This window comes from Novosphingobium ginsenosidimutans (assembly GCF_007954425.1).
Classification (GTDB): Bacteria; Pseudomonadota; Alphaproteobacteria; order Sphingomonadales; family Sphingomonadaceae; genus Novosphingobium; species Novosphingobium ginsenosidimutans.
The window spans coordinates 975919-1000865 of record NZ_CP042345.1 but is presented as its reverse complement, the minus strand read 5'-3'; the positions used below and the strand labels follow the sequence as shown (position 1 = coordinate 1000865).

24 protein-coding genes are annotated in these 24947 nt (G+C 66.3%); 12 read left to right on the top strand and 12 right to left on the bottom strand.

Annotated features, from left to right (window positions below; genetic code table 11):
- Nucleotides 1-222: 222 nt before the first annotated feature.
- Nucleotides 223-504: an integration host factor subunit beta gene (gene ihfB, locus FRF71_RS05045; protein ID WP_147089531.1), complete on the bottom strand. Its 282-nt coding sequence runs from the start codon at nucleotides 502-504 to the stop codon at nucleotides 223-225.
- A gap of 153 nt (nucleotides 505-657) precedes the next feature.
- On the bottom strand, nucleotides 658-996 hold the full coding sequence (locus FRF71_RS05040; RefSeq protein ID WP_147089530.1) for a GntR family transcriptional regulator: 339 nt from the start codon (nucleotides 994-996) through the stop codon (nucleotides 658-660).
- 177 nt (nucleotides 997-1173) lie between these two features.
- Here FRF71_RS05040 and FRF71_RS05035 point away from each other — a divergent pair, with 177 nt between their 5' ends.
- From FRF71_RS05035 to FRF71_RS05020, 4 genes are read left to right on the top strand one after another with little or no spacing between them, the layout of a single operon-like run.
- The gene (locus FRF71_RS05035; protein ID WP_147089529.1) at nucleotides 1174-2748 is read left to right on the top strand and encodes a peptide MFS transporter; all 1575 of its coding nucleotides are present in this window, start codon (nucleotides 1174-1176) and stop codon (nucleotides 2746-2748) included.
- Entirely contained in the window at nucleotides 2748-4151 is a 1404-nt protein-coding gene (locus tag FRF71_RS05030) for an amidohydrolase (protein WP_147089528.1), read from the top strand. Before FRF71_RS05035 ends, FRF71_RS05030 begins: the two co-directional genes overlap by 1 nt.
- Nucleotides 4148-5476 carry an amidohydrolase family protein gene (locus FRF71_RS05025; protein ID WP_147089527.1) on the top strand — a complete coding sequence of 443 codons (1329 nt, stop codon included), beginning with the start codon at nucleotides 4148-4150 and terminating at the stop codon, nucleotides 5474-5476. The genes FRF71_RS05030 and FRF71_RS05025 overlap by 4 nt, the downstream gene beginning before the upstream one ends.
- 46 nt (nucleotides 5477-5522) lie before the next feature.
- A complete protein-coding gene (locus FRF71_RS05020) occupies nucleotides 5523-6203 on the top strand; it encodes an NnrU family protein (protein WP_147089526.1) in 681 nt (226 codons plus the stop codon).
- Nucleotides 6204-6219: 16 nt separating this feature from the next.
- Here FRF71_RS05020 and dxs read toward each other — a convergent pair whose 3' ends face one another.
- The 7 genes from dxs to rpe all read right to left on the bottom strand — a co-directional run bounded on the left by dxs (nucleotide 6220) and on the right by rpe (nucleotide 13806).
- Nucleotides 6220-8142: a 1-deoxy-D-xylulose-5-phosphate synthase gene (dxs, locus tag FRF71_RS05015; RefSeq protein ID WP_147089525.1), complete on the bottom strand. Its 1923-nt coding sequence runs from the start codon at nucleotides 8140-8142 to the stop codon at nucleotides 6220-6222.
- 80 nt (nucleotides 8143-8222) lie between these two features.
- Nucleotides 8223-8687: a Fur family transcriptional regulator gene (locus FRF71_RS05010; protein WP_147089524.1), complete on the bottom strand. Its 465-nt coding sequence runs from the start codon at nucleotides 8685-8687 to the stop codon at nucleotides 8223-8225.
- Between the two features lie 20 nt (nucleotides 8688-8707).
- Nucleotides 8708-9385, bottom strand: a complete 678-nt coding sequence (gene msrA / locus FRF71_RS05005) for a peptide-methionine (S)-S-oxide reductase MsrA (protein WP_147089523.1) — start codon at nucleotides 9383-9385, stop codon at nucleotides 8708-8710.
- Complete coding sequence (locus FRF71_RS15415) at nucleotides 9382-9549, bottom strand: hypothetical protein (protein WP_161597882.1); 168 nt, start codon at nucleotides 9547-9549, stop codon at nucleotides 9382-9384. Before FRF71_RS15415 ends, msrA begins: the two co-directional genes overlap by 4 nt.
- Nucleotides 9550-9681: 132 nt before the next feature.
- The gene (purH, locus tag FRF71_RS05000; protein WP_147089522.1) at nucleotides 9682-11271 is read right to left on the bottom strand and encodes a bifunctional phosphoribosylaminoimidazolecarboxamide formyltransferase/IMP cyclohydrolase; all 1590 of its coding nucleotides are present in this window, start codon (nucleotides 11269-11271) and stop codon (nucleotides 9682-9684) included.
- 7 nt (nucleotides 11272-11278) lie between these two features.
- Complete coding sequence (locus FRF71_RS04995) at nucleotides 11279-13129, bottom strand: heparinase II/III family protein (RefSeq protein WP_238339430.1); 1851 nt, start codon at nucleotides 13127-13129, stop codon at nucleotides 11279-11281.
- Between the two features lie 8 nt (nucleotides 13130-13137).
- Nucleotides 13138-13806, bottom strand: coding sequence for a ribulose-phosphate 3-epimerase (gene rpe / locus FRF71_RS04990; protein WP_147089520.1), 669 nt, complete (start codon nucleotides 13804-13806; stop codon nucleotides 13138-13140).
- Between the two features lie 152 nt (nucleotides 13807-13958).
- Here rpe and FRF71_RS04985 point away from each other — a divergent pair, with 152 nt between their 5' ends.
- The 6 genes from FRF71_RS04985 to FRF71_RS04965 all read left to right on the top strand — a co-directional run bounded on the left by FRF71_RS04985 (nucleotide 13959) and on the right by FRF71_RS04965 (nucleotide 19947).
- On the top strand, nucleotides 13959-14822 hold the full coding sequence (locus tag FRF71_RS04985) for a hypothetical protein (RefSeq protein ID WP_161597881.1): 864 nt from the start codon (nucleotides 13959-13961) through the stop codon (nucleotides 14820-14822).
- Nucleotides 14819-15082, top strand: a complete 264-nt coding sequence (locus tag FRF71_RS15410; RefSeq protein WP_161597880.1) for a PqqD family protein — start codon at nucleotides 14819-14821, stop codon at nucleotides 15080-15082. The genes FRF71_RS04985 and FRF71_RS15410 overlap by 4 nt, the downstream gene beginning before the upstream one ends.
- The gene (locus FRF71_RS04980) at nucleotides 15079-15480 is read left to right on the top strand and encodes a lasso peptide biosynthesis B2 protein (RefSeq protein ID WP_147089519.1); all 402 of its coding nucleotides are present in this window, start codon (nucleotides 15079-15081) and stop codon (nucleotides 15478-15480) included. The genes FRF71_RS15410 and FRF71_RS04980 overlap by 4 nt, the downstream gene beginning before the upstream one ends.
- Before the next feature lie 235 nt (nucleotides 15481-15715).
- A complete protein-coding gene (locus FRF71_RS04975; RefSeq protein ID WP_147089518.1) occupies nucleotides 15716-17632 on the top strand; it encodes an asparagine synthase-related protein in 1917 nt (638 codons plus the stop codon).
- The gene (locus tag FRF71_RS04970) at nucleotides 17629-19311 is read left to right on the top strand and encodes an ATP-binding cassette domain-containing protein (RefSeq protein WP_147089517.1); all 1683 of its coding nucleotides are present in this window, start codon (nucleotides 17629-17631) and stop codon (nucleotides 19309-19311) included. Before FRF71_RS04975 ends, FRF71_RS04970 begins: the two co-directional genes overlap by 4 nt.
- Nucleotides 19312-19452: 141 nt before the next feature.
- Nucleotides 19453-19947 (top strand): DUF2141 domain-containing protein, encoded by a 495-nt coding sequence (locus tag FRF71_RS04965; protein ID WP_147089516.1) that lies wholly within the window; start codon nucleotides 19453-19455, stop codon nucleotides 19945-19947.
- Here FRF71_RS04965 and FRF71_RS04960 read toward each other — a convergent pair.
- Nucleotides 19944-20684, bottom strand: a complete 741-nt coding sequence (locus FRF71_RS04960; protein ID WP_147089515.1) for a phosphocholine cytidylyltransferase family protein — start codon at nucleotides 20682-20684, stop codon at nucleotides 19944-19946. The genes FRF71_RS04965 and FRF71_RS04960 overlap by 4 nt on opposite strands.
- A 68-nt stretch (nucleotides 20685-20752) precedes the next feature.
- Entirely contained in the window at nucleotides 20753-21853 is a 1101-nt protein-coding gene (locus tag FRF71_RS04955; protein WP_147089514.1) for an inositol-3-phosphate synthase, read from the bottom strand.
- 355 nt (nucleotides 21854-22208) lie between these two features.
- Between FRF71_RS04955 and FRF71_RS04950 the strand changes: the two genes are divergently transcribed.
- Together FRF71_RS04950 and FRF71_RS04945 are read left to right on the top strand one after the other, a co-directional pair.
- Nucleotides 22209-23105: a CDP-alcohol phosphatidyltransferase family protein gene (locus tag FRF71_RS04950; protein WP_147089513.1), complete on the top strand. Its 897-nt coding sequence runs from the start codon at nucleotides 22209-22211 to the stop codon at nucleotides 23103-23105.
- A gap of 31 nt (nucleotides 23106-23136) precedes the next feature.
- Complete coding sequence (locus FRF71_RS04945; RefSeq protein ID WP_147089512.1) at nucleotides 23137-24345, top strand: M20 metallopeptidase family protein; 1209 nt, start codon at nucleotides 23137-23139, stop codon at nucleotides 24343-24345.
- On the opposite strand, the gene FRF71_RS04940 is transcribed toward FRF71_RS04945, so the two are convergent.
- Nucleotides 24342-24944 (bottom strand): GNAT family N-acetyltransferase, encoded by a 603-nt coding sequence (locus FRF71_RS04940; RefSeq protein WP_147089511.1) that lies wholly within the window; start codon nucleotides 24942-24944, stop codon nucleotides 24342-24344. The genes FRF71_RS04945 and FRF71_RS04940 overlap by 4 nt on opposite strands.
- Nucleotides 24945-24947 lie beyond the last annotated feature (3 nt).

The window sequence follows — 24947 nt, the reverse complement described above, 5'->3', positions numbered from 1 at the left end:
CGCTGCGCGCCGGTTCTCGACCAGCACCATTTTCGCCTCGGCCTGAGCCAAATCACGACAGGTCCGGCATGCCTTACGGCGGTACTGTCAGGAATTCCATCCCTGCTAACGCAACATCGGCCCGGTTCCCCGGCCCAACCACCTGATCACAGTACTCTGTGGGTGGTTGGGCCGGGGGAGCGGGCCGGTGTTGCGCGCAAAGGCCGGATGGCCTTTGCGAATTTAGTCCGCGTTCAGGCGCGCGCGCATTTCCTTGCCGGGCTTGAAATAGGGCACCTTCTTGCCCGGCACCGCAACGCTGGCGCCGGTGCGCGGGTTGCGGCCCTGGCGGGGGTCACGCTCGCGGGTCGAAAAGGCTCCAAAGCCGCGCAGTTCGACCCGGCCACCCTGGGCCAGCCGCGTCTCGATTTCCTCAAAGAAGGTGTCGACCACCTTTTCGACCTCTTCGGCGCGGAGGCCAGGATTATCGCGGGCGAGCGCCTGCAGCAGTTCGGATCTTATCATAACGTGCCTTCCTAAGGGCGTGCGAAACCCCGTGACCTGGTTATTGGTTCATTTCGGTGCGACGCGGCCCTCGACCCGAAGCAGGACGCGCTGCAATGAAGCAATTGCCAGAGTACGGCTCTGTACGCAATGCACGAAAATGACAGATGTGGCTTAAATCGCAAGCAAATCTGCTGGCGCGATTCCCAGTCGTTCCATTCTGGCGCGGATTTCCGGCCAGTCGCGCGACAGGAACAGCTCCCTTTCGCTGCGCCGCAGCTTTTCCGCGGCGCCGCGGGCGACAAACATGCCGACTCCGCGCTGCACCTCAACCAGACCATCGAGCTGGAACTGCTGATAGGCTTTGGCGACGGTCAGCGGGTTGGCGCCCTGATCGGCCGCCAGCGCGCGGACCGAAGGGAGCATGGCTCCTTCGGGATAGGTACCGTCGATAATCGCCGCCGTGATCAGATCGCGCAGCTTGAGATATACAGGTTGTGTGTGCCCAGTCATGCTGTTTCAGTGCCATAATACAGCGTGGCAGGCAAGCAAAAACAGAGTGCGACTCGCCCGGGCAATAATCCGAAAGGCGCGATTAATTTTGCTTCACACCGGCGCAAACCCGGCTAGTTTGCCGCCATAACGGTCCGGCCGGCGCGCGCGGATCCACCTGATAGTGGGGAGCACTTCATGAAAGACATGGCCTTGTGGAACGAGGGTGACTGGATCGCGGCAATCGCGGTCGTCGTTCTCGCCATTTTCCTGGCGATCGGCGGCAAGATCGCAATCCAGAAAGAACCGGAATTCGCAGGCCATCCCAAGGGCCTCTACATGCTGTTTTTCGCCGAAATGTGGGAACGGTTTTCCTACTACGGCATGCGCGCACTGCTGATCTTCTACCTGACCAAGCACTGGCTGTTCAGCGATGGCAACGCCAACCTGATCTATGGCGCCTATACCAGCCTCGTTTACATCACCCCGGTGCTGGGAGGCTATCTGGCCGACCGCTACCTGGGGCAGCGCAAGGCCGTGCTGTTCGGCGGGCTGTTGCTGGCGATCGGCCACAGCCTGATGGCGGTCGAGGGCGTTCACGGCGTTACCGACGCGGCTGTGAAGCAGGCCGATCCGGCGATCAACGTGTTCTGGGCGGCCCTGGCCTTCATCATCGTCGGCTCGGGCTTCCTCAAGGCCAACATCTCGGTGATGGTCGGCCAGCTCTACAAGCTGACGGACGTGCGCCGCGACGGGGCCTACACCGTGTTCTACATGGGCATCAACGTCGGCGCAGCGATCGGGACGATCCTGGTCGGCTACCTCGGTGAAACGATCGGCTGGGGCTATGGCTTTGGCCTGGCCGGCATCGGCATGCTGCTGGGCCTGGTGGTCTTCGTCCTTGGCAAGAGCGCGCTGAACGGGGCGGGCGAGGCGCCGGTTCCGCTCGCCAAGTCGCGCGAGATGACGCTCTATGGCATTGGTATCGCCGCCGTGGCGGTGTGCTGGGCGCTGGTCCAGTATCAGTCGGTGATCCAGAACCTGCTGGTGATCTCGGGCCTCGGCCTGCTCGGCTATGTGCTCTACGAAACCTTTAAGCTGGAAAAGGAACCGCGGGAACGGATGTTCGCGATCCTGTTCCTGATCTCGCTCAATCCGCTGTTCTGGGGCCTGTTCGAGCAGGCGGGCGGCTCGATGAGCCTGTTCACCGATCGCTATGTCGATCGCGGCGCCACCCCGGCCTCGCTGTTCCAGTCGATCAACCCGATCTACATCATCATCCTCGCCCCGCTGTTCGCCGCGCTGTGGCAATGGCTTGGCAAGCGCGGGAAGGAACCATCGGCCCCGGCCAAGTTCGGCCTGGCGCTGGCCCAGATGGGCCTGGCCAACCTGGTGCTGGTCTGGGGGGCAGAAGCCTATGGCCTGGCGGCGATGACCCCGGTGATCTTCGTCTTCCTCTATTACCTGCTGGCCACCACAGGCGAACTCTGCCTCTCCCCGGTCGGGCTTTCGGCAATGAACCGCCTTGCGCCCAGCTACCTTGCTTCGCTGATCATGGGGGCCTGGTTCTACATGACTGCGGTCGGCAATTTCGTCGCCGGCAAGATCGGTGAAGCGACCGGCGGCCATGGCGGTGAAATGAGCAAGGAAAAGCTGCTCGAAATCTACCAGATGTTCGGCTGGATCTCGATCGGCGCGGCGGTGGTCGTTCTGCTGCTCTCGCGGATCGTCAAGGGCTGGATGCACCTCGATACCCTGGAGGACCGCAAGTGATGCGCGCGCCCAAACTGCTGGCGGGAATCGCCGCGCTGGCTCTGGCTGCAAGCCCGGGCCTGGCCGAAAAGAAGAAGAAGGAAGAAACGGTCTCCCCCGCCGCCAAGGCCGCGCGGGAATTTGACAAGAACCCCTTCCCTTCGACCTACAAGCCCTATCCGGGTGAACCCACCGCGCTGGTCGGCGCGACCGTGTTTGACGGGGCGGGCGGCCGGATCGACAATGGCACGGTACTGCTGGCCGATGGCAAGGTGGTTGCCGTCGGCGGCGCGGACCTCGTCATTCCGGCCAACTTCCGCCGGATCGATGCCGCCGGCAAATTCGTGACCCCCGGGATCATCGATATCCACTCGCACCTGGGGGACTATCCCAGCCCCCAGGTTCAGGCGCTGTCGGACGGCAATGAAGCAACCGCGCCAACCACCCCCGAAGTCTGGGCCGAGCATTCGGTCTGGCCGCAGGACCCGGGCTTCAGCCGGGCGCTGGCCAATGGCGGGATCACCAGCCTGCAGATCCTGCCCGGTTCGGCCAACCTGATGGGCGGGCGTTCGGTTGTGCTCAAGAACGTCTATTCGCGCACGATCCAGGGGATGAAGTTCCCCGGCGCGCCCTATGGCCTGAAGATGGCCTGCGGGGAAAACCCCAAGCGCGTCTATGGTTCGAAGGGGCGGATGCCCTCGACCCGGATGGGCAATATCGCGGTCAACCGCATGACCTGGATGAAGGCCAGCGAATACCGCGCCAAGCGCAATGCCGGCAAGCTCGAGACTCGCGACCTGGGCATGGAAACGCTGGCGGGCGTGCTCGATGGCGAAATCCTGATCCAGAACCACTGCTACCGCGCCGATGAAATGGCCCTGGTCCTCGATATGGCCAAGGAGTTCGGCTACAAGGTCAGCGCCTTTCACCATGCGACCGAAGCCTACAAGATCGGCGACCTGCTGAAGGCCGCAGGCACCTGTTCGGCGATCTGGGCCGACTGGTGGGGCTTCAAGATGGAAAGCTACGATGCGATTCCCGAAAATGCGGGAATCCTGCAAAAGGCCGGTGCCTGCGTGGTGATCCATTCGGATGACGAGAATGGCATCCAGCGCCTGAACCAGGAAGCCGCCAAGGCCCAGGGCGATGCCCGCCGCGCGGGGATCGACATTTCCGACGCCGAAGTGATCCGCTGGCTGACGCTTAACCCCGCCACGGCCATGGGGATCAACCAGCAGACCGGCAGCCTGGAAAAGGGCAAGATGGCCGACGTGGTGCTGTGGAACGGCAATCCGCTGTCGGTCTATTCGCGGCCCGATAAAGTCTGGATCGATGGCGCGCTGCTGTTCGATGCGGCCGATCCCAAGCGCCGTCCGGTGAGCGATTTCGAGCTGGGCCAGGTCGGTGAAGGAGACGTGAAATGAGCCCGCGCCAGCTGCTGCTCAGCGCCGCTGCGCTGCTCGCCCTTTCCGCGCCCGCAATGGCCGAAGACGTGGCGATCACCAATGCCACGGTCGTGATTGGCGATGGTTCGGCCCCGATCCCGAACGGCACGGTCGTGCTGCGCGGGGGCAAGGTGCTCGCCGCCGGTGCCGGCGTTGCCGTGCCGGCCGGTGCGCGCACCATCGATGCCTCCGGCAAATGGGTCACGCCGGGCCTGGTCGTGGCGGTCACCGATATTGGCCTGTTCGATGTCGAAGGGGTTGAGGAATCAAACGATGAGCGCGCCGACAAGGGTCCGTTCAACGCCGCGCTCGACCTCTCGCCTGCAATCAATCCGCTGGCGCAGCACATTGCGGTCAGCCGCGCCGGCGGGGTGACTCGCGCGGCCGTGGCGCCGCTGCGAACGGGTGCGATCTTTGGCGGCCAGGGGGCGATCATCGATCTGGCCAGCGACGGCCAGCCGATCACCCAGGCCCGCGCCTTCCAGTTTGTCCAATTGGGCGAAGATGGGGCACGCTCGGCCGGGGGCAGCCGTGCGGCGGTCCACGCCGTGCTGCGCAACGCCTTCATGGAAGCGCGCGAGCTGGCCCGGCGCGGCGGCGGTCAGGGCGCCGATCCGCGCCTGCAGGATGCTGCGCCCGAACGGCCTGGCGATGCCCTGCTGACCCGCTTCGATGCCGCCGCGCTGGTGCCGGTGGTAACCGGGCGTCAGCCGCTCTACGTCCGCGCCGAACGGGCTGCCGATATCCGCATGGCGCTGGCGCTGAAGGCGGACTTCCCGGCGCTGAAGATGGTGATCGTCGGGGCGACCGAAGGCTGGATGATCGCCAAGGAACTGGCCGCCTCGGGCGTGCCGGTGCTGGCGACGCCGCTTAACGATCTGCCCGCCAATTTCGAGCAGCTGGGTGCGACCCAGTCCAATGTCGGCCGGATGGCTGCGGCGGGGGTCAAGGTTGGCCTTGGCGCCTTTGGCGATCAGCCGCGCTATGCCCCGCAATATGCCGGCAACCTGGTTTCGCTGACCAAGGTGCCGGGAGCCACCGGACTGAACTGGGGGCAGGCCTTTGCATCGATCAGCTCGGTCCCGGCGGCCATTCTGGGCATGGGTGACAAGTTCGGCAGTCTGAAGCCCGGGCTCGCCGGCGATGTGGTGATCTGGGATGGCGATCCGCTGGAGAACAGCTCGGGCGTGGTCCGGGTGATGATCGACGGGGTCGAACAGTCGCTGGTCAACCACCTGACCAAGCTGCGCGATCGCTACAAGGTGCCAACCGAAGGCGCGCTGCCGAAGGCCTATGAGTGGTAAGTTGTCCCCCTCCCGCTTGCGGGAGGGGCGTAACGGAGGAATTGCCATGGACCCGCTTGCCAACTTGATCGCCGCCTCGGTTGCCTTTGTCGGCAGCCACTTTGCGATGTCGCATCCCCTGCGGGCCGGACTGGCCGGGCGGCTGGGGGCGGCCGGGTTCTCAGTGGTCTATTCACTGGTGTCCCTGGTCACCTTCGGCTGGATGGTTCTGGCCTTCCGCGCCATTCCGCCCAGCGCCGGCCTGTGGGACGGTTCGCAGAACCTGCCCTGGGGCCTGGCCACGCTCCTCATGCTGATCGCCAGCGTGCTCTTCGCTGGCAGCTTCGCCGGCAACCCGGCACTGCCCGCCCCCGGTGCCGAGGCGCTGGCGCAAAAGCCGGTCCGCGGCGTATTCCACGTCACGCGCCACCCGATGATGTGGGGCTTCGCGCTCTGGGCGGTCAGCCACGCGTTGGTCAGCCCGACCCCGCGCAGCCTGGTCCTGACCGGCGCGCTCGGCTTCCTGGCGCTGGTCGGCTCGCACCTGCAGGACCGCAAGAAGGAAGCCCTGATGGGCGCCGCCTGGGCCGGGTGGGAGGCCAAGACCTCCTATTGGCCCAAGCTGGGCGGCCTCGCCAAAGCCGGGATAGTGCCGTGGCTTGGTGGTCTGGTGCTGTGGCTGGGTGCGACCTGGGCCCATATTCCCGGCAACGGGATGGCGGCCGGGATCTGGCGCTGGGTCGGTTGACGTCACAGCGGGCTGACTAGGCCCGCGCTTCCTCCACGCCGGCGCTGTTGTGGCGCAGCGCCTTCAGCACGGTATCGACGATCTGCGGCGCATTGAGGCCGGCTTCGTCATATTGCTTGTCCGGGTTGTCGTGATCCTGGAAGCTGTCGGGCAACCGCAGCGTCCGGATCTTGAGGCCGGCATCCAGCAGGCCCTCGTCGCTGGCCATGGTCAGGACATGGGCACCCAGCCCGCCGATCGAACCTTCCTCAACCGTCACGACCACTTCGTGGCTGGCCATCAGGCGGCGGATCAGATCGGTATCGAGCGGCTTGGCAAAGCGCAGGTCGGCGACCGTGGTGGAAAGCCCCTTGGCCTCAAGCACCTCTGCCGCTTTCAGCGCTTCGGCCAGCCGCGTGCCGAGCGAGAGCAGGGCAACCTTGGTTCCTTCGCGCACGATCCGGCCCTTGCCGATCTCAAGCCGCTGCGGGACTTCGGGCAATGGCACGCCAATGCCGTTGCCGCGCGGATAGCGGAAGGCGATCGGGCCAGAGTCGTGGCAAGCCGCGGTATAGGTCATGTGGACCAGCTCGGCCTCGTCGGCCGCGGCCATCACCACCATGTTGGGCAGGGTGGCAAGATAGGTGATGTCGAAGCTGCCGGCATGGGTCGCGCCGTCGGCCCCGACCAGCCCGGCGCGGTCGATCGCAAAGCGGACCGGCAGGTTCTGGATCGCCACATCATGGACCACCTGGTCAAAGGCGCGCTGCAGGAAGGTCGAATAGATCGCGGCGAAGGGCCGCATCCCTTGCGCGGCAAGGCCAGCGGCGAAGGTCACGGCGTGCTGCTCGGCAATGCCGACATCAAAGCTGCGGGTGGGGTGCGCCTTGGCGAACTTGTCGACGCCGGTGCCGCTCGGCATGGCGGCGGTGATCGCGCAAATCTTCGGATCGCTCTCCGCCAGTTTGGCCAGTGTTTCGCCGAAGACGTTTTGATAGGCCGGGGCCTTGGCCGGTGCCTTGACCTGTTCGCCGGTGATCACGTCGAACTTCTGGACGCCGTGATACTTGTCGGCGCTGGCCTCGGCCGGGGCATAGCCCTTGCCCTTTTGCGTCACGACATGGATCAGGCACGGCCCTTCGGCGGCATCGCGCACATTCTCCAACACCGGGATCAGGTGATCAAGATTGTGCCCATCGATCGGGCCGACGTAATAGAAGCCCAGCTCTTCGAACAGGGTCCCGCCCATCGCCATGCCCCGGGCGAACTCGTCGGTCTTGCGGGCGGCAATGTGCAGCGGTTCGGGCAGCTTGCGCGAGATCTTGCGCGCCACTTCGCGCAGTTCGAGGAACGGGCGCGAGGAGACGATCTTGGCCAGATAGGCCGAGAGCCCGCCAACCGGCGGCGCGATCGACATGTCGTTGTCGTTGAGGATCACCACCAGCCGATTGCCGGCTTCGGTGGCATTGTTCATCGCCTCATAGGCCATGCCGGCGCTCATCGCGCCATCGCCGATCACGGCGATGCCCTTGCCGGGCTGGTTCTGCAGCTTGTTGGCGATGGCAAAGCCCAGCGCGGCCGAGATCGAGGTGGAGCTGTGCGCCGCGCCGAAGGGATCGTACTCGCTCTCGCTGCGCTTGGTGAAGCCCGAGAGGCCGCCGCCCTGGCGCAGGGTGCGGATGCGGTCACGCCGCCCGGTCAGGATCTTGTGCGGATAGGCCTGGTGGCCAACGTCCCAGATCAGTTTGTCGTCGGGCGTGTTGAACACATAGTGGATCGCCACGGTCAGCTCGACCACGCCCAGACCGGAACCAAGGTGCCCGCCCGTGGTGCCAACGGCGCTGATCATCTCGGTGCGCAGTTCGTCGGCCAGCTGGCGCAGCTGCTCAGGGGCAAGCTTGCGCAGATCGGCAGGCAGATTGACGGTATCGAGCAACGGCGTGTCGGAAGTCTGACTCATCCCCCCGGCCTTACACGGTTGAATTGTTGGTGTCGATTGAGACTATCGGCCAAGGTCCGTGCAGAACCGGTGCAGACCGTTCAGTTGCAGCGCTCGCACACGCCGCGCAGCTCGACCACCGGGCGGATATCGGCAAAGCCCGCAGTGCGCGCGGCCTCGACCAAAGATCCGGTCAGCTTGTCGTCATCGATATGCACGGCCCGGCCGCAGACGTCGCAGATCAGGAAGATGCAATCGTGGCGGCAGCCGGGGTGGCTGTTGGCGATATAGGCGTTGGCGCTCTCAACCCGGCGGGCGAGGTTGGTTTTCACGAACAGATCAAGGATCCGGTAGACCGAGTTGGCCGCCACCCGCTTGCCGCGGCCCTTTGAGACGTTCTCGGCAATGTCATAGGCCGAGGCTGGCCGATCCTGCGCGGCAAGGGCGTGGAACACTTCGGCGCGCATATCGGTCCACTGCTCGCCCGCATCGGTCAGCGCATGGCGCGCAGCCTCGACCAGGCCGGGGCCCGAATGCTCATCGTGGTTGTGATGGTGACCTGACATCGCGCCGATATAGGCGCTAGTTAGCCCTTGGTGAAGTCCGGCTTGTAGAAACCCGGGAAGCGCTTCTTCAGCGCCGCCACCTTGGCCGCGTCCCAGGCCAGGATATAGGGGTGCTGCGGGTTCTTGGCCATGAAGTCCTGGTGATAGCCCTCGGCCGGGTAGAACCGATTGTATCCCTCGATCCCGGTCACGATCGGCCGCTTCCAGATCCCGGAAGCCTTCATTTGCGCCAGATAGGCGCTGGCGACGAGCCGCTGCTCCTCGCTCGTCGGCACCAGGGCGGCGCGGTACTGGGTGCCTTCGTCCGGCCCCTGGCGGTTTTTGAGCGTAGGATCGGCGACGACCGAGAAGAAGATCCGCACCAGTTGGTCATAGCGGACCACGCCCGGGTCGTAAGTGATCTGCACTGCCTCGGCATGCCCGGTATCGCCGTAACCGACACGCTCGTAATTGGCAGTCTTGGCGCTCCCGCCGTGATAGCCGGTCAGCACGCTTTTCACGCCCAGGACGTGGCTGAACACGGCCTCAACGCCCCAGAAGCAGCCGCCGGCAAAGACGGCGGTCTTCAGACCGGGCACTTCCTTGGCCGGTCGCGCGGCAGCAGGGGCGAGCACATCAACTTCGCCGGCGGTAGCCGGAGCTTGCTGACAGGCGGCGGCGAGCGCCAGAATTACGGGAAGAAGGAGCTTGCGGCTCACCGGGTGCGATCGGGTAGGGTCGGCGCGGCGGCTTCGGCCTTGGGGATCACTTTTCCGGAAATGCCATCTTCGCTCTGCGCCCAGACCGAACCGACCAGCAGCACGGCGCCCAGGACAAAACCGAGGCCGAAAGAGCGGTAGAGGTCGGACTTGAACAGGCCCATCAGGGGATTCCCGGAACGAATATTAAGGTCGGCGCCCTCCCTGCGGAAAAACGCCTTACTTCCAAGTGAACAATGCGCTTCGCCGCACGGCCGAGCGGTGAAGCGATTGCAGCTTGCGGCGAGCCGAGGAACTCAATGCCGGAAGTGGCGCATCCCGGTGAAAACCATGGCCAGGCCGGCGGCGTCTGCAGCGGCGATCACCTCCTCGTCGCGAATCGATCCGCCCGGCTGGATCACGGCAGTCGCCCCGGCCTCGGCTGCGGCCAGCAGGCCGTCGGCGAAGGGGAAGAAGGCATCAGATGCCACCGCGCTGCCCACTGCGCGGCTCTGCGCCCAGCCGAACTTCTCAGCCGCCTCGGCAGCCTTCATGGCGGCGATGCGGCTGGAGTCACGGCGGTTCATCTGGCCCGCGCCGATCCCGGCGGTGATCCCGTCCTTGGCATAGACGATGGCGTTCGACTTGACGTGGCGGGCGACGGTCCAGGCGAACAGACAGTCGTTCAATTCCTGCTCGGTCGGCGCGCGCTTGGTCACGACCTTCAGGTCATCGCGGCCGATCGCGCCGTTGTCGCGGCTCTGCACCAACAGGCCGCCGGTGATCGGCTTGACCATCAGCCCGCCCCGGCGCGGATCGGGCAGGTCACCTGTCAGCAGCAGGCGCAGGTTCTTCTTTCTGGCGAAAGCGGCGATCGCTGCTTCGTCGGCATCGGGGGCCACCACCACTTCGGTAAATATCTGACAGATCGCCTCAGCCGTTGCGCCATCAAGCGGCTGGTTGACCGCGACGATCCCGCCAAAGGCCGAGACGTCATCGCATTGCAGCGCGCCGGTCCAGGCTTCAAGCAGGCTGGCGCCCTGGGCCACGCCGCAAGGGTTGGCGTGCTTGACGATCACCACGGCCGGGTCCTGCCCGCGGAACTCTGCGGCCAGTTCCAGGGCGGCATCGGCATCGTTGTAGTTGTTGTAGGACAGCTCCTTGCCCTGGAGCTGCCGGGCCTGCGCGATCCCGCGGCCGTGCGGGCCGGCCGGGACATAGAGCGCGGCGCGCTGGTGCGGGTTTTCGCCATAGCGCAGTTCTTCCACCCGCTTGCCGATCACGGCGAGGGTTTCGGGGAAAAGCTGCTGCTGGTCGGCAAAGGCGAACCACTGGCTGATCATGGAATCGTAGGCAGCGGTCGCGGCATAGGCGCGGGCGGCCATCAGGCGGCGGAAGTCATAGGTGGTGGCGCCGCCCGTTGCCTCGAGCTCGGCCAGCAGGCCGGCATAGTCGGCCGGATCGGTGACGATGGTCACATAGGCGTGGTTCTTGGCCGCCGAGCGGACCATCGAAGGGCCGCCGATATCGATATTCTCGATGATCTCGTCGCGGCTCGCGCCCTTGGCGACGGTCGCTTCGAAGGGATAGAGGTTGACCACCACCAGATCGATCGCCCCGATTGCGTGCTCGGCCATGGCCTTGGCGTGCTCGGGATTGTCGCGCACAGCCAGCAGCCCGCCGTGGACCTTGGGGTGCAGCGTCTTGACCCGCCCGTCCATCATCTCGGGAAAGCCGGTCAGCTCGGAGATGTCCTTCACGGTCAGGCCCGCATCGCGCAGCGCCTTGGCCGTGCCGCCGGTCGAGACCAGTTCCACCCCGCGCGCGGCAAGGGCCTGGCCCAGTTCCACCAGCCCGGCCTTGTCGGACACCGAAAGCAGCGCCCGGCGGATCGTTACCTCAGTCATGTGAATGCTATCCCATCTTCTTCAGCAGCCAGGCAAAGTTGCCGCCGCCGCGTGATACCAGGCCCTGCAGGACCAGTTGCTGGATCGGCTGGGGCCGGCCCTGGCCATCAGCCCAGATGCTTTCCTCAACCGTTACCTGGCCCGCGGCGCGGAACTGCCAGTAAGAGCCATCGGGCATGGCCAGGCCCGCGCCCTGGCCGTCTTCGCTCAGGCCCACCTCGATCCCAGGGCCAAGATGGAAGCGGATCGCGAAGGCGACCTTGCCGCTCTTGCCCTTGCCACCAGCCGGAATCAGCAGGTCCTCGCCGCGCAGCTCGGTGCCTTCGTCGCGCAGAATCAGGATGCGGCGGTGGGTCAGGCCATAGCGGGCGACATAGCCGTTGTGGCTCGCCTCAAGCCGGGTCGCGCCCAAGAGCTTTTCGCCAGCAATGGTCCGCCGGTCGACCTCGACTTCCGAAACCCCGCTGCCAATCCGGCCGTTGATCAGCACGGCAGTCGAATTGGCGTCGTCGAGCGCCAGGGTGGAGTGCGCCGCGGTGGCGCGCAGGCCCTGCTCAAGCCGCACCGGGATCAGCCCGCCGGCACAGGCCGAACCGCCGCAGTTGACCACGATCCGCTGGCCCAGATGCGAGAACTCGAAGGCCAGGGTCGAGGCGCAGCCGGAACGGGCGTGCTTGGCCAGCGGCGGCGGAGCGGCATCGAACTGCAGGATCGACTTCTGCGCGACAACGCGCTGGAAACCCCACTGGCGCACATCGCGCAAGGGCCGGGTCCGCACGCCCGAAGCGGCGATCAGCGCCGCCACGTCGACCGCGTCGACCGCCCAACCACCTTGCCAAGAGCCAAGCGAGCCATCGCCATGGGTCAGCGCCAGCAGCGGCGGAACCAGCAGCGCCAGGATTGCTTCCAGCGCGGCCGGCGGATCCCGCCGGACCGCGCTGTAGCAGGCGCGCAGCCGGACCAGCAGGGCGATCGCCTCCATCTGCCCCAGCGGGCTGCGCGAGAGGATCCCGCCATCATCGCCCACCAGTTCGCCCAGGGCCTTGATCAGCCCTGCCTCACCAAACAGGCGGCGCGGCTTGCCATCGGGCAGCAGCAGCCCGGCGGCAACGATACCGCACCAACCGGCTACTTCGGCCAGCAGGTCCTCGGCGCGGCCGACATTCTTGTCGAGCCAGCGGGCCGTGTCGTTCATCGCCGCAAGCACGCGGGCGCGCTGGGCCTTGTCATTGCCGGAAAGGATCAGCGGCGCGTGAACCAGCCAGTTCAGTTCGCGGGTGCCGGCATTGGCGACGGTCCAGGCCGGCCCCTTGCCGGGACGCGACGGGGGTGAAGGGTTGGCATTGAGCCAGGCGGCGAGCACCCGCTCAGCCACTGGCACAACCTGCTCGCGCGGGGCCGAAGCCTCGAGATCGGCGAGCCAGGCAAAGGAATGGACCACGCGTTCGAGCGGCGGCGCCATCCGCGCGGCGCCGGCAAAGTCGATCTGGGCGATCGGTGCCTTGACCCCGTGGACCAGGAAATGCCCGGCGCGAATGGCGGTTCCGGCCATCTTCTGGCCCGGCAGCGGATTGAGCACGGTCGCCAGCAGGCGCGGCTTGGCCGGCTTGCGAAAGGGCGCGGCCAAAGTCGAGCCTGGCACGCCCAGACGATAGGCCAGCCGCAGCAGCCGCTCGCCCGCGCCGAGCGCTGGCGGGGTGAAATCGGCGAGGGCGAGCGCCCGGCCTGGTTCGACCAGTTCGCTGGGGTTGGCCGCCGCGCCATGATCAATCAGCGGCGCATCGGTGCCCGCGCCAAGGGGGATCGCGATTGCGGGTTCCCCGTCATTAGGGGTGGTATGATCGCGGGTTTGGCTCATCGCCTCCATCATGCCCCGCCGGCAGCCTTCAGCGCAGCGATATTGGCGGCATAGCGCTCTGGCCCGCCGCGGAAAGTGGCCGTGCCGGCCACCAGCACGTCGGCCCCGGCCATCACGCAGAGCCGCGCTGTCTCCACATCGACGCCGCCGTCCACTTCCAGCCGGATGTCGCGCCCGCTCTTGTCGATCGCCTTGCGCACCGCCTCGATCTTGCGGAGCTGGCTGGTGATGAAGCTTTGCCCGCCGAAGCCCGGATTGACGCTCATCACCAGAACCAGGTCGATATCGTCGATCAGGTAGTCCAGCATCTTGGCCGGGGTGCCGGGATTGAGCGAGACGCCGGCCAGCTTGCCCAGCCCTTTGATCGCTTGGACCGTACGGTGGATGTGCGGGCCGGCTTCGGGGTGGACGGTGATGATATCGGCCCCGGCCTCGGCAAAGGCGGCCAGGTAGCTGTCCACCGGGCTGATCATCAGGTGGACGTCAAGCGGCTTGGTCGTGTGCGGGCGCAGCGCCTTTACCACCATCGGCCCGATCGTGATGTTAGGCACGAAATGCCCGTCCATCACGTCGACATGGATCCAGTCAGCCCCGGCAGCGTCAACCGCGCGCACTTCCTCACCCAGCCGGGCGAAGTCGGCAGAGAGGATCGAAGGTGAAATCAGCGGATGGGGCATGGCTGCGGCGGAGGCCTCCCTTACCCGGCGCTTACCCACCACATCTGGTAGGAACAACCGGAGAAGCCGTGTTTTCCACACGGTATCTGGCGCATAAATCGCTCGTTTGGGCGATTGACCACTGCCAGCCGTCCCGGCACAGGGTCAAGCTGATGATTTCCTTGCGGACCTCTGCCGAAGCCATGGCCGTGCTGGCGCGAGAGACGGCAGCACGGCATGGCCCGGTGCCGCGCGACCTGGACGGGATTACCGTGCCGCTGGGCCACCGGTTGATCACCGGCGGGCGCTATCTGCAATGGACCGACAGTGGTTATGGCTATTTCCACGCGCCAGGCGCAGGGATCGTGATCGAGCAGCCCGAAGGGGCGGATCCGGACGAGGAAGCGCTGTGGCTGAACGGCAGCGTCTATGCCGGGGTCGCCTGTCTCAAGGGCTTCCTGCCGCTGCATGCCTCGGCCGTGGCAGTCGATGGCCGGGCGATTGCCTTCACCGGGCCGACCGGGGCGGGCAAATCGACCTTGGCGGCGGGGCTGGGGCAGCTGGGCTTTCCGCTGTTCTGCGACGATTCCCTGCTGGTCGATCTGCACAACACCGAGGGCCTGATCGCCATGCCGGGGCACAAGCGACTCAAGCTGCTGCCCGATGCGCTGGCACTTGCTGGCGCGGTCGCCGAAGCGCCGGTGGGAGCGGCAACGGGCAAGTTCTATGCCCGGCCCGCCGCGGGCGATCTGGGCCAGCCGCTGCCGCTGGCCGGCCTGGTATTTCTGGAAACCGGCCCGGACGTCCGCTGGCACGAAGCGCGCGGCGCGGAACGATTTGTCCGGCTGGAAGACGATCACTATACGCAGGAACTCTTCCGCGAGGCAGCCCAGCCAGGCCGGGCCGAACTGTTCGCGCTGCGGGCGCGGCTGGCGGGGCAGGTGACGATGGCGCGGCTGGTGCGGCCGATCTCGGCGGAAGGGTTCGCCGCGTCGCTGGCTCTGGCGGCACAGCGGATCAGGGAGTTGGGACGATGACTTTGGCCAAGGCCGCCGGACAGTTCACCGAGGCGACGATCGATGAAGAGGTGGTGGTGATGAGCCTGGCCAGCGGGGATTTCTTCTCGCTCACCGGCACGGCCCGGTCGATCTGGCTGGCGCTTGATGCGCAGAATGACCGCGCCGGCCTGATTGCGGCGCTGGCGGCGGAATATGGGGTCGAACCCAGCGCCATTGCCCAAGATGTCGATCCCTTCCTGGCCCAGCTCGCGGCGGCGGGGCTGTTGACGGGGGCATGATGCGCTGGCGCCTGCTGGTGGCCGAAGCCCTGGTGCTGCTTGCTGCGGCACGGTTGCTGGTGGCGGGCGTGCGGCTTGGTCGGTGGCGGCACCTGCTTGGACCCGTGGCGGTAGCGGCGCAAGCCCGGTCGGCCAGCGATGGGGATCGGCTGCTGGCGAAAGCGGTTGAACGGGCCAGCCTGCATCTGCCCGGGCAGACCAAGTGTCTGCCGCAGGCCATGGCGCTGCACTGGATGCTGCGGCGGCGGGACCGGCCGGCTCAATTGGTGATCGCCGTCCTGCCGGACGCAGCCCGCGGCGGAGTGGATGACCTGCACGCCTGGGTTGCCTGCGGTGATGAGATCCTGATCGGTGCGCTCGATCAACCTTTCCAGGCCCTGGCGCGGTTCGGCCACTAGCCAGAGGCTTGTCATACATGTATATTTGCGTGCAGCGGGCCGGTCGCCCGGCCCACCGGAGTTGGAAAAAATGTCGCAGCAGAACCGGCCGCAGGACAAGACGTGGACCAAGCCCGAACTCGTCCGCCTGGGTCAGCTTGCCGATGTCGGACCGCGCCCTGGCCCTGGTACGACGCAGGGGTCGAACCGCCGATCCTGAGCGTGAAGGGGCGGGCCGCCACGCCCGGCGGTTGACGTGATCGCGGTCGATTGGCAGCGCTCTGGCCGGCATGAGCCGACCGCCGCCCACTTGGCGCAGGCTCTCGCGGCCGGTACCGGACGGATTGCCAGTGCAGCTTCGGTTGACCAGTGCCAGGTAGCTTCGCTCCTGCCGGGGACAGCTTCGCACCGGGCACGTCAGTGGCAGCCGCCCAAAGTCGGGCCGCTGCTGGTGCTGTTTGCCGGACGGATCGACAATGCCCGAGAAGCGGCGGGCCTGCTGGAGGTCGACTATCCCGGTGATCGGCCGGATCCGGCCAAGCTGGCCCGGCTCTATGGCGCTGCGCGGTTGGCCTGGGGCGATGCCGCAGACCTACGGCTGATCGGCGAATATGCCGCAATCCTGATTAACGGTGCAGCGCAGGAGTTGTGCCTGGTACGCAGTCCGCTGCGGGCACCGCCGCTGCATTTCCATGCCCGTCCTGAACGCTTGATCGCCGCTTCGGTGACGCGCGCATTGTTTGCTTGCGGAGTGCCGCGGCAGATCAATGATGCCAAGCTGGCGGATAACGCGCTGTTCAATCCCGGCGATGATCGGACCGGCTGGTTCGAAGGGGTGGAACAGGTCCCGCTCGGCACCGAACTGCGCTTCAATCCGGCGGGCATGCGTGAACGGCGCTATTACGATTTGTACAGCTTGCCCAAAGTGCGGCTTGGCCGCGATGCCGAGTATCTTGAGGCAGCGCACAGCCTGCTGACTGAAGCGACCAAAGTTGCGCTTCGAGGGTCGCATCGCCCAGCCATCATGCTTTCGGGCGGACTCGATTCATCGCAGGTCGCCGCAAAGGCCTTGGCTGCCCTGCCTGCCGGAAGCCAGCTCCATGCTTTTACCTTCACGCCTGAGAACGGCTGGGATGGTCACCAGGATAGCGGCACCTTCGGTGACGAGCGGCCTTATGTTGAAGCCTTTGCCCAGCAGCACCCGGGGCTGGTCCTTCATTTTGAGGACAATGCCGGCACGGGTTTCGATGCCGGCCTTACCGAGCTGTTCTTTGCGACCGGCTCTGCCGCGATCAATCAAACCAATTTCAGCCACTTCCATTCGCTCTGGCGCGCGGCGCGGGCGGCGGGCTGCGATGTGGTGCTGGGTGCCGACTATGGCAATTTCACTTTCAGTGCCGAGGGCGGCTGGGGTTTCCCCGAATACCTGCTGCGCGGGCGCTGGCGGCAGCTCTGGCTGGCTTTGCGCCATGCCGAGAACGATGACCGCTCGCTGCTGCGGCGGTTCCTGGCACTGAGCGTCCTGCCGATCCTGCCGGACAAGCTGTGGCAATGGCAGCGGCGGCTGCGCGGGCAGCCAGACATCTTCGCCATCGCCTCGCCGCTGCGGGCTGACTATGCGCTGTCCTCTGGCGCCCAGGCACGGGCGCGGCAGGCGGGGCAACCGGTGCGACGCTGGCCCGAGCTGGGCCGCTGGCGCGAGTTCGAGCTGTTCCAGCGCAACGACCATTGCGACATCATGCACGGCTTCGAGGAGATCTATGGCCTGCCCCAGCGCGATCCCACGGCCTGGCGCCCCTTCGTCGAATTCTGCCTGGGCCTGCCGACCGAGCTGTTCCTGCGCGATGGCCAGACCCGCTGGCTGGCGCGCGAAATGGCGCGCGGAATCATGCCTGAGGCGCAGCGGCTGGAAACCCGCCACGGTCGCCACGGGGCCGACTGGCACCTCAAGCTGGGCCGCCGTCGGCGCGAATTGCTGGCAGAAGTGGAGCAACTGGCGCAGAACGAGCGGCTCAGCGCCATGATCGATTTTCCGAAGATCCGCCACGCCCTTGAAGACTGGCCTGCCACTGGTGCGATCCCGGTCGAGGAGCGGCTGCTGCGCGAGGGCGCGATCCCGCGCGCCATCATGCTGGCGCGCTATGTGAACTATTTCGAAGGCTGCAATCAATGAGCGCCGGCTTGCGTGATCCGCAGGTCCGTCGGCTCGTCCCGCGCCTGGCCCTGTTGCAGACTTTGTCGGCCCTGACCGAAGGCGTCGGCCTGGTGCTGCTGGTCCCGTTGCTGGGTACTCTGGCCGGTCGCGACACGGTGGCAGTGGGACCCATCGCCAAGGCGGTCACGAGCCTTGGGTTCGACCAGACGCTGCCTGCCCTGCTGGCGCTGTTCGTTGTCCTGGTGGCGGCGCGTGCAGCGCTGGTGCTGGCCCGCAACCGTGCGGCGCTGTCACTGGAGCTGGCGCTGATCGACGGACTGCGGCAACGCGCCTGGCGGGCCTTGCTGGGCGCTGACTGGCGAACGCTGCAGGGTCTGCGCCGGTCCGATCAGGCCAGCCTGCTGATCACCAATCTCGACCGGGTCGGGCACGGCGTGAACCAGTTGCTGCTAGCGACCACCAGCGTGGTGACCTTGCTTGCGCTCGCCCTGGCGGCGCTGGCGATCTATCCGCTGTTTGCGCTGGGCGGACTGCTGGCGGGCATGCTCGTGCTGTTGGCCTATCGCAGGCTGCGGCAACAGGCGACAGCGCTGGGCGAAGCTTTCGGTGCAATCTGGGACCGGGTCCACGGCGCGATTGGCGAGGCGCTTGGTGCGCTGCGCTCGATCAAGACGCTGGGTCGTGAGGCCCAGGCCGAAGCCATGGTTATGCAGGGCTTTGCGGAGCTCGGCGCGGCACGTCACGCATGGCACAGCAGCCAGGCCATGGGGCAGTTCCTGCTCCAGACCGGGGGCGCGGCGGTGTTGGCGCTGCTGGTCTGGCTGGCGCTGGCCGGGTGGCATCTGCCGGCCGCCACGGTCCTGCCGCTGATCGCGGTCTTTGCGCGGGCCTTGCCGCTGCTCGGCACCTTGCAGGAAGCCTGGCAGCAGTGGCGCCATGCCGCTCCGGCTCTGGCCGCCGCCGAGGCCCAGATCGCGGCGATGGACGCAGCGGCGGAGCCCTCGGCAATTGCCGCCGAGCGGATCGAGCTGGCCCGCGCGATGCACCTGAGCAGCGTCACGTTGCACTATGCCGGGCAGGTGGCACCTGCGCTGGCCGGGGTGAGCGTCGCCATCCCGGCCAGGCAGATTACCGCGCTGGTCGGACCATCGGGTGCGGGCAAAAGTTCGCTTGCCGATCTGCTTGCCGGCCTGTTGGTCCCGGACGCCGGCACCATCGCAGTTGACAAAGCGGTGCTTGATCCCGCGAAACTGCGCACCTGGCGCGGCCAGGTTGCCTATATCGACCAGGAACCGCTGGTCCTTGCGGCTTCCGTAGGGGACAACTTGCGGTGGGCCGCACCGGCGGCGGACGAGCCACGGCTGTGGCAGGCACTGGAAGATGCAGCAGCGGCAGACTTCGTCCGCGCTCTGCCGCAGCGGCTCGAAACCCGGTTGGGCGATGGCGGGCGGCGGCTATCCGGGGGTGAGCGCCAGCGGCTGATGCTGGCCCGCGCGCTGCTGCGCGATCCGCAGCTGCTGATTCTCGATGAGGCAACCTCGGCTCTTGATACCGAAAACGAGATGGCAATTGCCGCGGCGCTGGCGCAGTTGCGCGGGCGGATGACGATCGTGCTGATCGCCCATCGCGGTGCCCTGCTTGATCTTGCTGACCACGTGATCAGGCTCGACTCAGGCCAGGTGGTTGACGAATCCTAGGTGGTTACCCAATTGTTGCCCAATTCACCGGCTATTCAGCGGGCGAATCGTAATTGGGGGGCAACACTGGCAGGCGATGCACCGTAATGCAGGTGCCATAATGGCGTGCCAGCTTCTCCCAACAGACAGGATGACGAAGCGATGATCCAGCCCCGACGTATCCGCGCCGCGGCCCTTGCCCTTGCTGCGCTGGTGTCGGCTGCGGCTCCCACGGCGGCCAGTGCGCCTGCCGCCGCGCCGGCCGGCTGCACCGGCCCGGCCAGCGCAACCTGGCTCAATGTCGTGGTTGATGGCGTACGCAATGGGAATGGCGTGGTCGCGATCACGCTTTATGCCGACGATTCGTCGAAGTTCCTGGTCAAGCGCGGTTCGCTCTATGTCGGCCGAGTCGATGCCAACACCGGCACGACCCGCGGCTGCATCTTTGTGCCCAAGCCGGGGGTCTATGCCCTGGCGCTTTACCATGACGAGAACCGCGACGGCCGGTTTGACCGCACCGGCCTGGGCCTCCCGGCCGAGGGCTATGGCTTCTCGAACAACCCGGCGACGCTGGCCGGCCTGCCGCAGTTCCGCTCGGTCCGGCTCAACGTGCCGAAGCCCGGGCTGACCACGCGGATCTCGATGAAGTACCCCTAAAGGGTAGCGTAAATCTCCGGCAGCTCGCGCGGGGCCTGGTCTTCGGCCAGTTCATAGGCGCGCGGGTCATCGACATCGAGCCACCAGGCCGTGCCGATATCCATCGTCGCCGCGCGTCCCGCGTCGGCGAGCCGCTGCATGCCTTCTGAGAGGCTCCCGGCCTTGCCTTCGGCAATCGCGGCGCGGATCGCCTCGGCCAGCTCCGGCGTCGCCAGGAAGGCTCCGCAATCGACCGCGTCATATGCGGGAATGGTCTTGCCGATAGCGGTGATGAAGCCGCGCTGGTCCAGCTTGACCCAGGTCGCGTCGTCGGGATCGACCAGCGGATTATCGCAGCGATAGTCTACCGCCAGGGTCACGCCGCGATCGGGCCCATGCTGCTGGGCGAGCGCGGTCAGGATCCGGGCGGAAAAGATGTGGTCCGACATCATCAGCAGGTAATTGCCATCGATCGTGTCGGCACCGGCGATGACCGACCAGCCGTTGGGTTTGGACCAGTCCGCGACCCGATGCGATACGACCGGGACGCCTACGCGTTCGGAAATCGCGGGCAGCGCTGCCTCGATGCGCTCTGCCTCGTGCCCCGTGACCACGACAACGCGCTCAACGCCCGCAGCCTTGGCCTGCCGTGCGCCCAGTTCGAGCAGCGGGACGCCTGCAATCGGTGTTAGCGGCTTGGAATCCGATACGTCGCGCAGTCGGCTGCCAAAACCTGCCGCAATGATGAGAGCGTCCATTGGCGTTTCCTCAAACAGAAACGGCGCCGGAATTGTCCGGCGCCGCCTCTAGTTCCAGACCGTTGGCCTTATTCAGCGGCCAGCGCGGTGTCGGCGATGTATTCCTCAACCATCTGGGCGGCGAGGTCATCGTTGAACTGCTGCGGCGGGTGCTTGCAGAAGTAGGCCGAGGCACCGATCACGGCGCCGCCTTCACCGCGGTCCAGCGCCAGCTTGGCGCAGCGGATCGCGTCCATGACGCAAGCGGCCGAGTTGGGGCTGTCTTCCACCGAGAGGCGGAGTTCCAGTTCCATCGGCACGTTGCCCCACTGCAGGCCTTCCAGGCGCAGGAAGCACAGCTTGTTGTCCTTTTGCCACGGAACATAGTCCGACGGGCCGACGTGGATGTTTTCGTCTTCGAGGCGCTGGGCCAGCATGGCCTGGACGGCTTCGGTCTTCGATTCCTTCTTCGAACCGAGACGCTGACGGTCCAGCATGTTCATGAAGTCGGTGTTGCCGCCGGTGTTGAGCTGGTAGGTCCGCTCAACCGTCACGCCGCGGGCGGCGAACAGGCTGGACAGCACGCGGTGGACGATCGTGGCGCCAACCTGGGCCTTGATGTCGTCACCCACGATCGGCAGGTTCTTGGCGCGGAACTTGGCTTCCCATTCAGGGTTGCTGGCGATGAACACCGGCATGCAGTTGACCACGGCAACGCCGGCTTCCAGCGCGCAGTTCATGTAGAACTCGGTAGCTTCCTGCGACCCGACGGGGAGGAAGTTGACCAGCACTTCGGCGCCCGAATCCCTGATCGCCTGGACGATGCGAGCCTGGTCGGCTTCGGCCTCGTCAGAAACGATGAAGCCCTTTTCACCGACCGTGGTCATGTGCGGGGCAACGCCGTCCGACACCTTGCCCATGATCACCTTGGCGCCGGTCAGCGGCACTTCGGCCTGGAACACGGCAGTGTTGTTCGGCTTGGCAAAGATCGCTTCGGCAATGTCTTTGCCGACCTTGCGGGCGTCGACATCGACGCCAAGTACGAAGTCAACGTCGCCCGCGCCAAAGCCACCGATCTTGTCGTGGATCAGGCCCTGCGAGGAGTTGTTCTGGCGATAGTAGGTAACCCCCTGGACCAGCGAGCTGGCGCAGTTGCCAACACCGATAATGGCGACCTTGATCGGCTTCATTAGGTTTTAATCCTTCTCGAACGGCGCAGCACGGCCTGAATCAAGGCCGCCCCATTGTGAAATCGCGCGCCAAAAGCAAGAAGTTTGGCGCAGGTCAAGCCGAATAGCGGGATTGGGCGGCTTGCTGTGGCCACCGCGACCTCTCCCTTTTCGGCCCCGAATCCGGCGCTTTCCTGTTGGAATCCCGCCACATCCGGACATTACACCTGCGCAATGCAGGCTTACTAGCATAGCACCATTCCTGCGCGTGGCAAATCCGCCGTCAGGCCCTTGTTAGGCGGGCCCTCGCGCCGCTAAGGGGAGGCAAGGCCGCAGGGCCATTTGCAGCGAAGCGGGGCAAGACTTGGAACAGGCGATGGCGGGCGTAACGCAGGGCAAACCGGCACGGCCGCAGCGCCCGCGCGAACTGCAGGATCCGCTCAATCACTACATCTACCATCCGCTTGCCTGGCAGCTGGCGCGCGGCCTGGCGCATACGCCGATCACCCCCAACATGGTTTCGGTGTTCGGCGGGCTGATGGTGGTCGCGGCAGGCATCGTTTATGCCGGCCTGGCCTGGCCGGTCGGCGCGGCGCTGGGCATGGCGCTGCACATGGGCTGGCACGTGGTCGATGGCGCCGATGGTGACCTGGCCCGGATGACCGGCCGCACCAGCCCGATCGGCGAGATGGTCGATGGCGTCTGTGACTATGCCAGCCATATCGTGCTTTACCTGATCCTGGGCTGGGTGCTTTCGCAGGAGCCCGGCTACTTCAGCGGCGGCATGGGCTGGGCGCTGATCGTCTTCGCCGGGATCAGCCATGCGGTTCAGTCCAACCATGTCGAGGTCCAGCGCCGGCAGTATCAGTGGTGGGTCTATGGCACCCCCTGGATCCGCCACAGCCATGGCCAGGCGGATTCGGCCACGAGCAAGAGCCTGTTCGGGGTCTTCGTCTCGGCCTACCTCAACGCCGCCAGCGGGATGACCCCGCATGCGCTGCGGATCGACGCTGCGGTCGATGCAGCCAAGGGCGATTCCGCCCGCCTGGCCGAGATTGCTGCCGCGGTGCGCGCCGAAGCCCCTCCGCTGCTGTTCATGTGCAAGGTGCTGGGCCCCAACCCGCGCGCGATCGTGCTGGGCCTGTCGATGTTCGCGGGCACGCCGCTCTATTACATGGCCTACCAGGCGGTCGTGCTCAACGTGCTGCTGGTCGTATCGGTCCTTATGCACAATGCTGCGGCGCGGCGCATTGCGGTGAAGATCGGGGCCTAGACGCACAGCGCCGGGCAGCTATCATCCGCCCATGCTCCACAGTCACCTGCTAGACGCTGCCCGCGCGATTTCGGATGAGGTTGTTGCGCTGCGCCGCGCGATTCATGCCGAGCCCGAACTTGGCCTCCACACCCCCCGCACCCGCGACAAGGTCCGCGCCGCGCTGGCCGACCTGCCGCTGACCTGGCGCGAGGGACCATCGACCACCGGCATGGTCGCCACGCTCCAGGGTGGTTCACCGGGCCGCCATGTCCTGCTGCGCGGCGACATGGACGCTCTGCCGATGCCGGAAGAGACCGGCCTGCCCTTCGCCTCCCAGATCCAGGGCGCGATGCACGCCTGCGGCCACGATGCCCATACCGCCATGCTGGCCGGTGCGGCGCGGGTGCTGGCGGCGCGGCAGGCGGAGCTGCAGGGAACCGTTTCCTTCATGTTCCAGCCGGGAGAGGAGGGCCACCACGGTGCGCGCTTCATGCTGGATGATGGCCTGATTGGCGGTGAAGGATTTGGGCCCCTGCCCGATGCGGCCTTTGCGCTCCATGTCATGCCCAATGCCCGGCACGGTCTGGTTGCCGGCCGGGCCGGGCCGCTGATGGCAGCGGCCGACCAGTTCGAGATCATGGTCACGGGCGCGGGCGGCCATGCCTCGATGCCGCACCAGACCCATGACCCGGTGCCGGTCGCCTGCGAGATTGTGCTGGGCATTCAGACGCTGGTGACGCGCCAGTTCAACGCTCACGATCCGGTGGTGGTCACCGTCGCCCGGATCGAGGGCGGGACGGCGCACAATGTGATCGCCGATTTCGCGACGTTGAAGGGCACGATGCGCACGCTTTCGCCGCGCCACCGCGCCAAGCTCCACGCGGCGCTCGACCAGCTCGCCAAGGGGATTGCAGCGGCACATGGCCTCAGTGCGGAGGTCCGGATCATCGAAGGTTTCCCGGTCACGATCTGCGATGCCAAGGCGGTCGCCTTTGGTGAGCGCGTGACGGAGGGCCTGCTCGGCCCCGGCGCCTGGCAAACCTTGCCCGCGCCGATCATGGGGGCAGAGGACTTCTCCTATGTGCTCGAGATGGTTCCCGGCGCGATGTTCTTCCTGGGCGTAGCCGAGGACGGGGCCGACTGGAATTCGTGCTGCGGTATCCACTCACCCCGCATGATGGTGGACGAGGCGGTCCTGCCGCGCGGCACCGCCCTGCTGGCGGGGCTGGCCGAGGAGTTTCTCGCTAGCGGCTTCTAAACTGGCCGCGACATCGACCAGAAGTGCGGGCCGTCTCTGGCCGGCACGTCCCACTCCTCGTGCACGCCAAAGCCGAGCCGCAGGTAGATGCCGACATTGCTCTCGGTCGCGGTTTCCAGCAGCGCCGGTTTGCCGGCTGCGGTCGCCTCGGCAATTCCGGCGCGGATGGTGAGGCCGCCCAGCCCCTGACCCTGGCAGTCTGGCCGCACTCCGGCATAGCGCAGGTAGTACCAGTCCTCGCCCTTGGCGAGGTGCGCAGCGATCGCATCGCCGACCGTGCTGGCCCGCAGGATCCGCCGCCCGAAGATGCGCAGCAGACGCAAGATCTCGGGCGGCCAGAGCGGATCGTGGTGATGGACCTTGCCTGGCAGCCGCCACAGCGTCACCGCCTCACACCCCGGCGTGCCGAGCGCGATCCCGTGGCGCTGGTGATCGTCCCACAGCCAGGCGAACATTTTCGGCAGGCGGCGGGCGCGTTCGGCCGCATCGGGGATGATCCAGCTCACCGCCGGATCGCCCTGAAACGCCGCAGCCAGCGTGGCAATCGCGTCATTGCGGTGCTGCGGGCCAAGGCGGATGATGGTCTGGTCAATCGCCACAGG

Coding starts and splice junctions, on each gene's coding strand:
- ihfB (WP_147089531.1), bottom strand. CDS start 504: ATGATAAGATCCGAACTGCTGCAGGCGCTCGCCCGCGATAATCCTGGC.
- FRF71_RS05040 (WP_147089530.1), bottom strand. CDS start 996: ATGACTGGGCACACACAACCTGTATATCTCAAGCTGCGCGATCTGATC.
- FRF71_RS05035 (WP_147089529.1), top strand. CDS start 1,174: ATGAAAGACATGGCCTTGTGGAACGAGGGTGACTGGATCGCGGCAATC.
- FRF71_RS05030 (WP_147089528.1), top strand. CDS start 2,748: ATGCGCGCGCCCAAACTGCTGGCGGGAATCGCCGCGCTGGCTCTGGCT.
- FRF71_RS05025 (WP_147089527.1), top strand. CDS start 4,148: ATGAGCCCGCGCCAGCTGCTGCTCAGCGCCGCTGCGCTGCTCGCCCTT.
- FRF71_RS05020 (WP_147089526.1), top strand. CDS start 5,523: ATGGACCCGCTTGCCAACTTGATCGCCGCCTCGGTTGCCTTTGTCGGC.
- dxs (WP_147089525.1), bottom strand. CDS start 8,142: ATGAGTCAGACTTCCGACACGCCGTTGCTCGATACCGTCAATCTGCCT.
- FRF71_RS05010 (WP_147089524.1), bottom strand. CDS start 8,687: ATGTCAGGTCACCATCACAACCACGATGAGCATTCGGGCCCCGGCCTG.
- FRF71_RS15415 (WP_161597882.1), bottom strand. CDS start 9,549: ATGGGCCTGTTCAAGTCCGACCTCTACCGCTCTTTCGGCCTCGGTTTT.
- purH (WP_147089522.1), bottom strand. CDS start 11,271: ATGACTGAGGTAACGATCCGCCGGGCGCTGCTTTCGGTGTCCGACAAG.
- FRF71_RS04995 (WP_238339430.1), bottom strand. CDS start 13,129: ATGAGCCAAACCCGCGATCATACCACCCCTAATGACGGGGAACCCGCA.
- rpe (WP_147089520.1), bottom strand. CDS start 13,806: ATGCCCCATCCGCTGATTTCACCTTCGATCCTCTCTGCCGACTTCGCC.
- FRF71_RS04985 (WP_161597881.1), top strand. CDS start 13,959: ATGATTTCCTTGCGGACCTCTGCCGAAGCCATGGCCGTGCTGGCGCGA.
- FRF71_RS15410 (WP_161597880.1), top strand. CDS start 14,819: ATGACTTTGGCCAAGGCCGCCGGACAGTTCACCGAGGCGACGATCGAT.
- FRF71_RS04980 (WP_147089519.1), top strand. CDS start 15,079: ATGATGCGCTGGCGCCTGCTGGTGGCCGAAGCCCTGGTGCTGCTTGCT.
- FRF71_RS04970 (WP_147089517.1), top strand. CDS start 17,629: ATGAGCGCCGGCTTGCGTGATCCGCAGGTCCGTCGGCTCGTCCCGCGC.
- FRF71_RS04965 (WP_147089516.1), top strand. CDS start 19,453: ATGATCCAGCCCCGACGTATCCGCGCCGCGGCCCTTGCCCTTGCTGCG.
- FRF71_RS04960 (WP_147089515.1), bottom strand. CDS start 20,684: ATGGACGCTCTCATCATTGCGGCAGGTTTTGGCAGCCGACTGCGCGAC.
- FRF71_RS04955 (WP_147089514.1), bottom strand. CDS start 21,853: ATGAAGCCGATCAAGGTCGCCATTATCGGTGTTGGCAACTGCGCCAGC.
- FRF71_RS04950 (WP_147089513.1), top strand. CDS start 22,209: ATGGCGGGCGTAACGCAGGGCAAACCGGCACGGCCGCAGCGCCCGCGC.
- FRF71_RS04945 (WP_147089512.1), top strand. CDS start 23,137: ATGCTCCACAGTCACCTGCTAGACGCTGCCCGCGCGATTTCGGATGAG.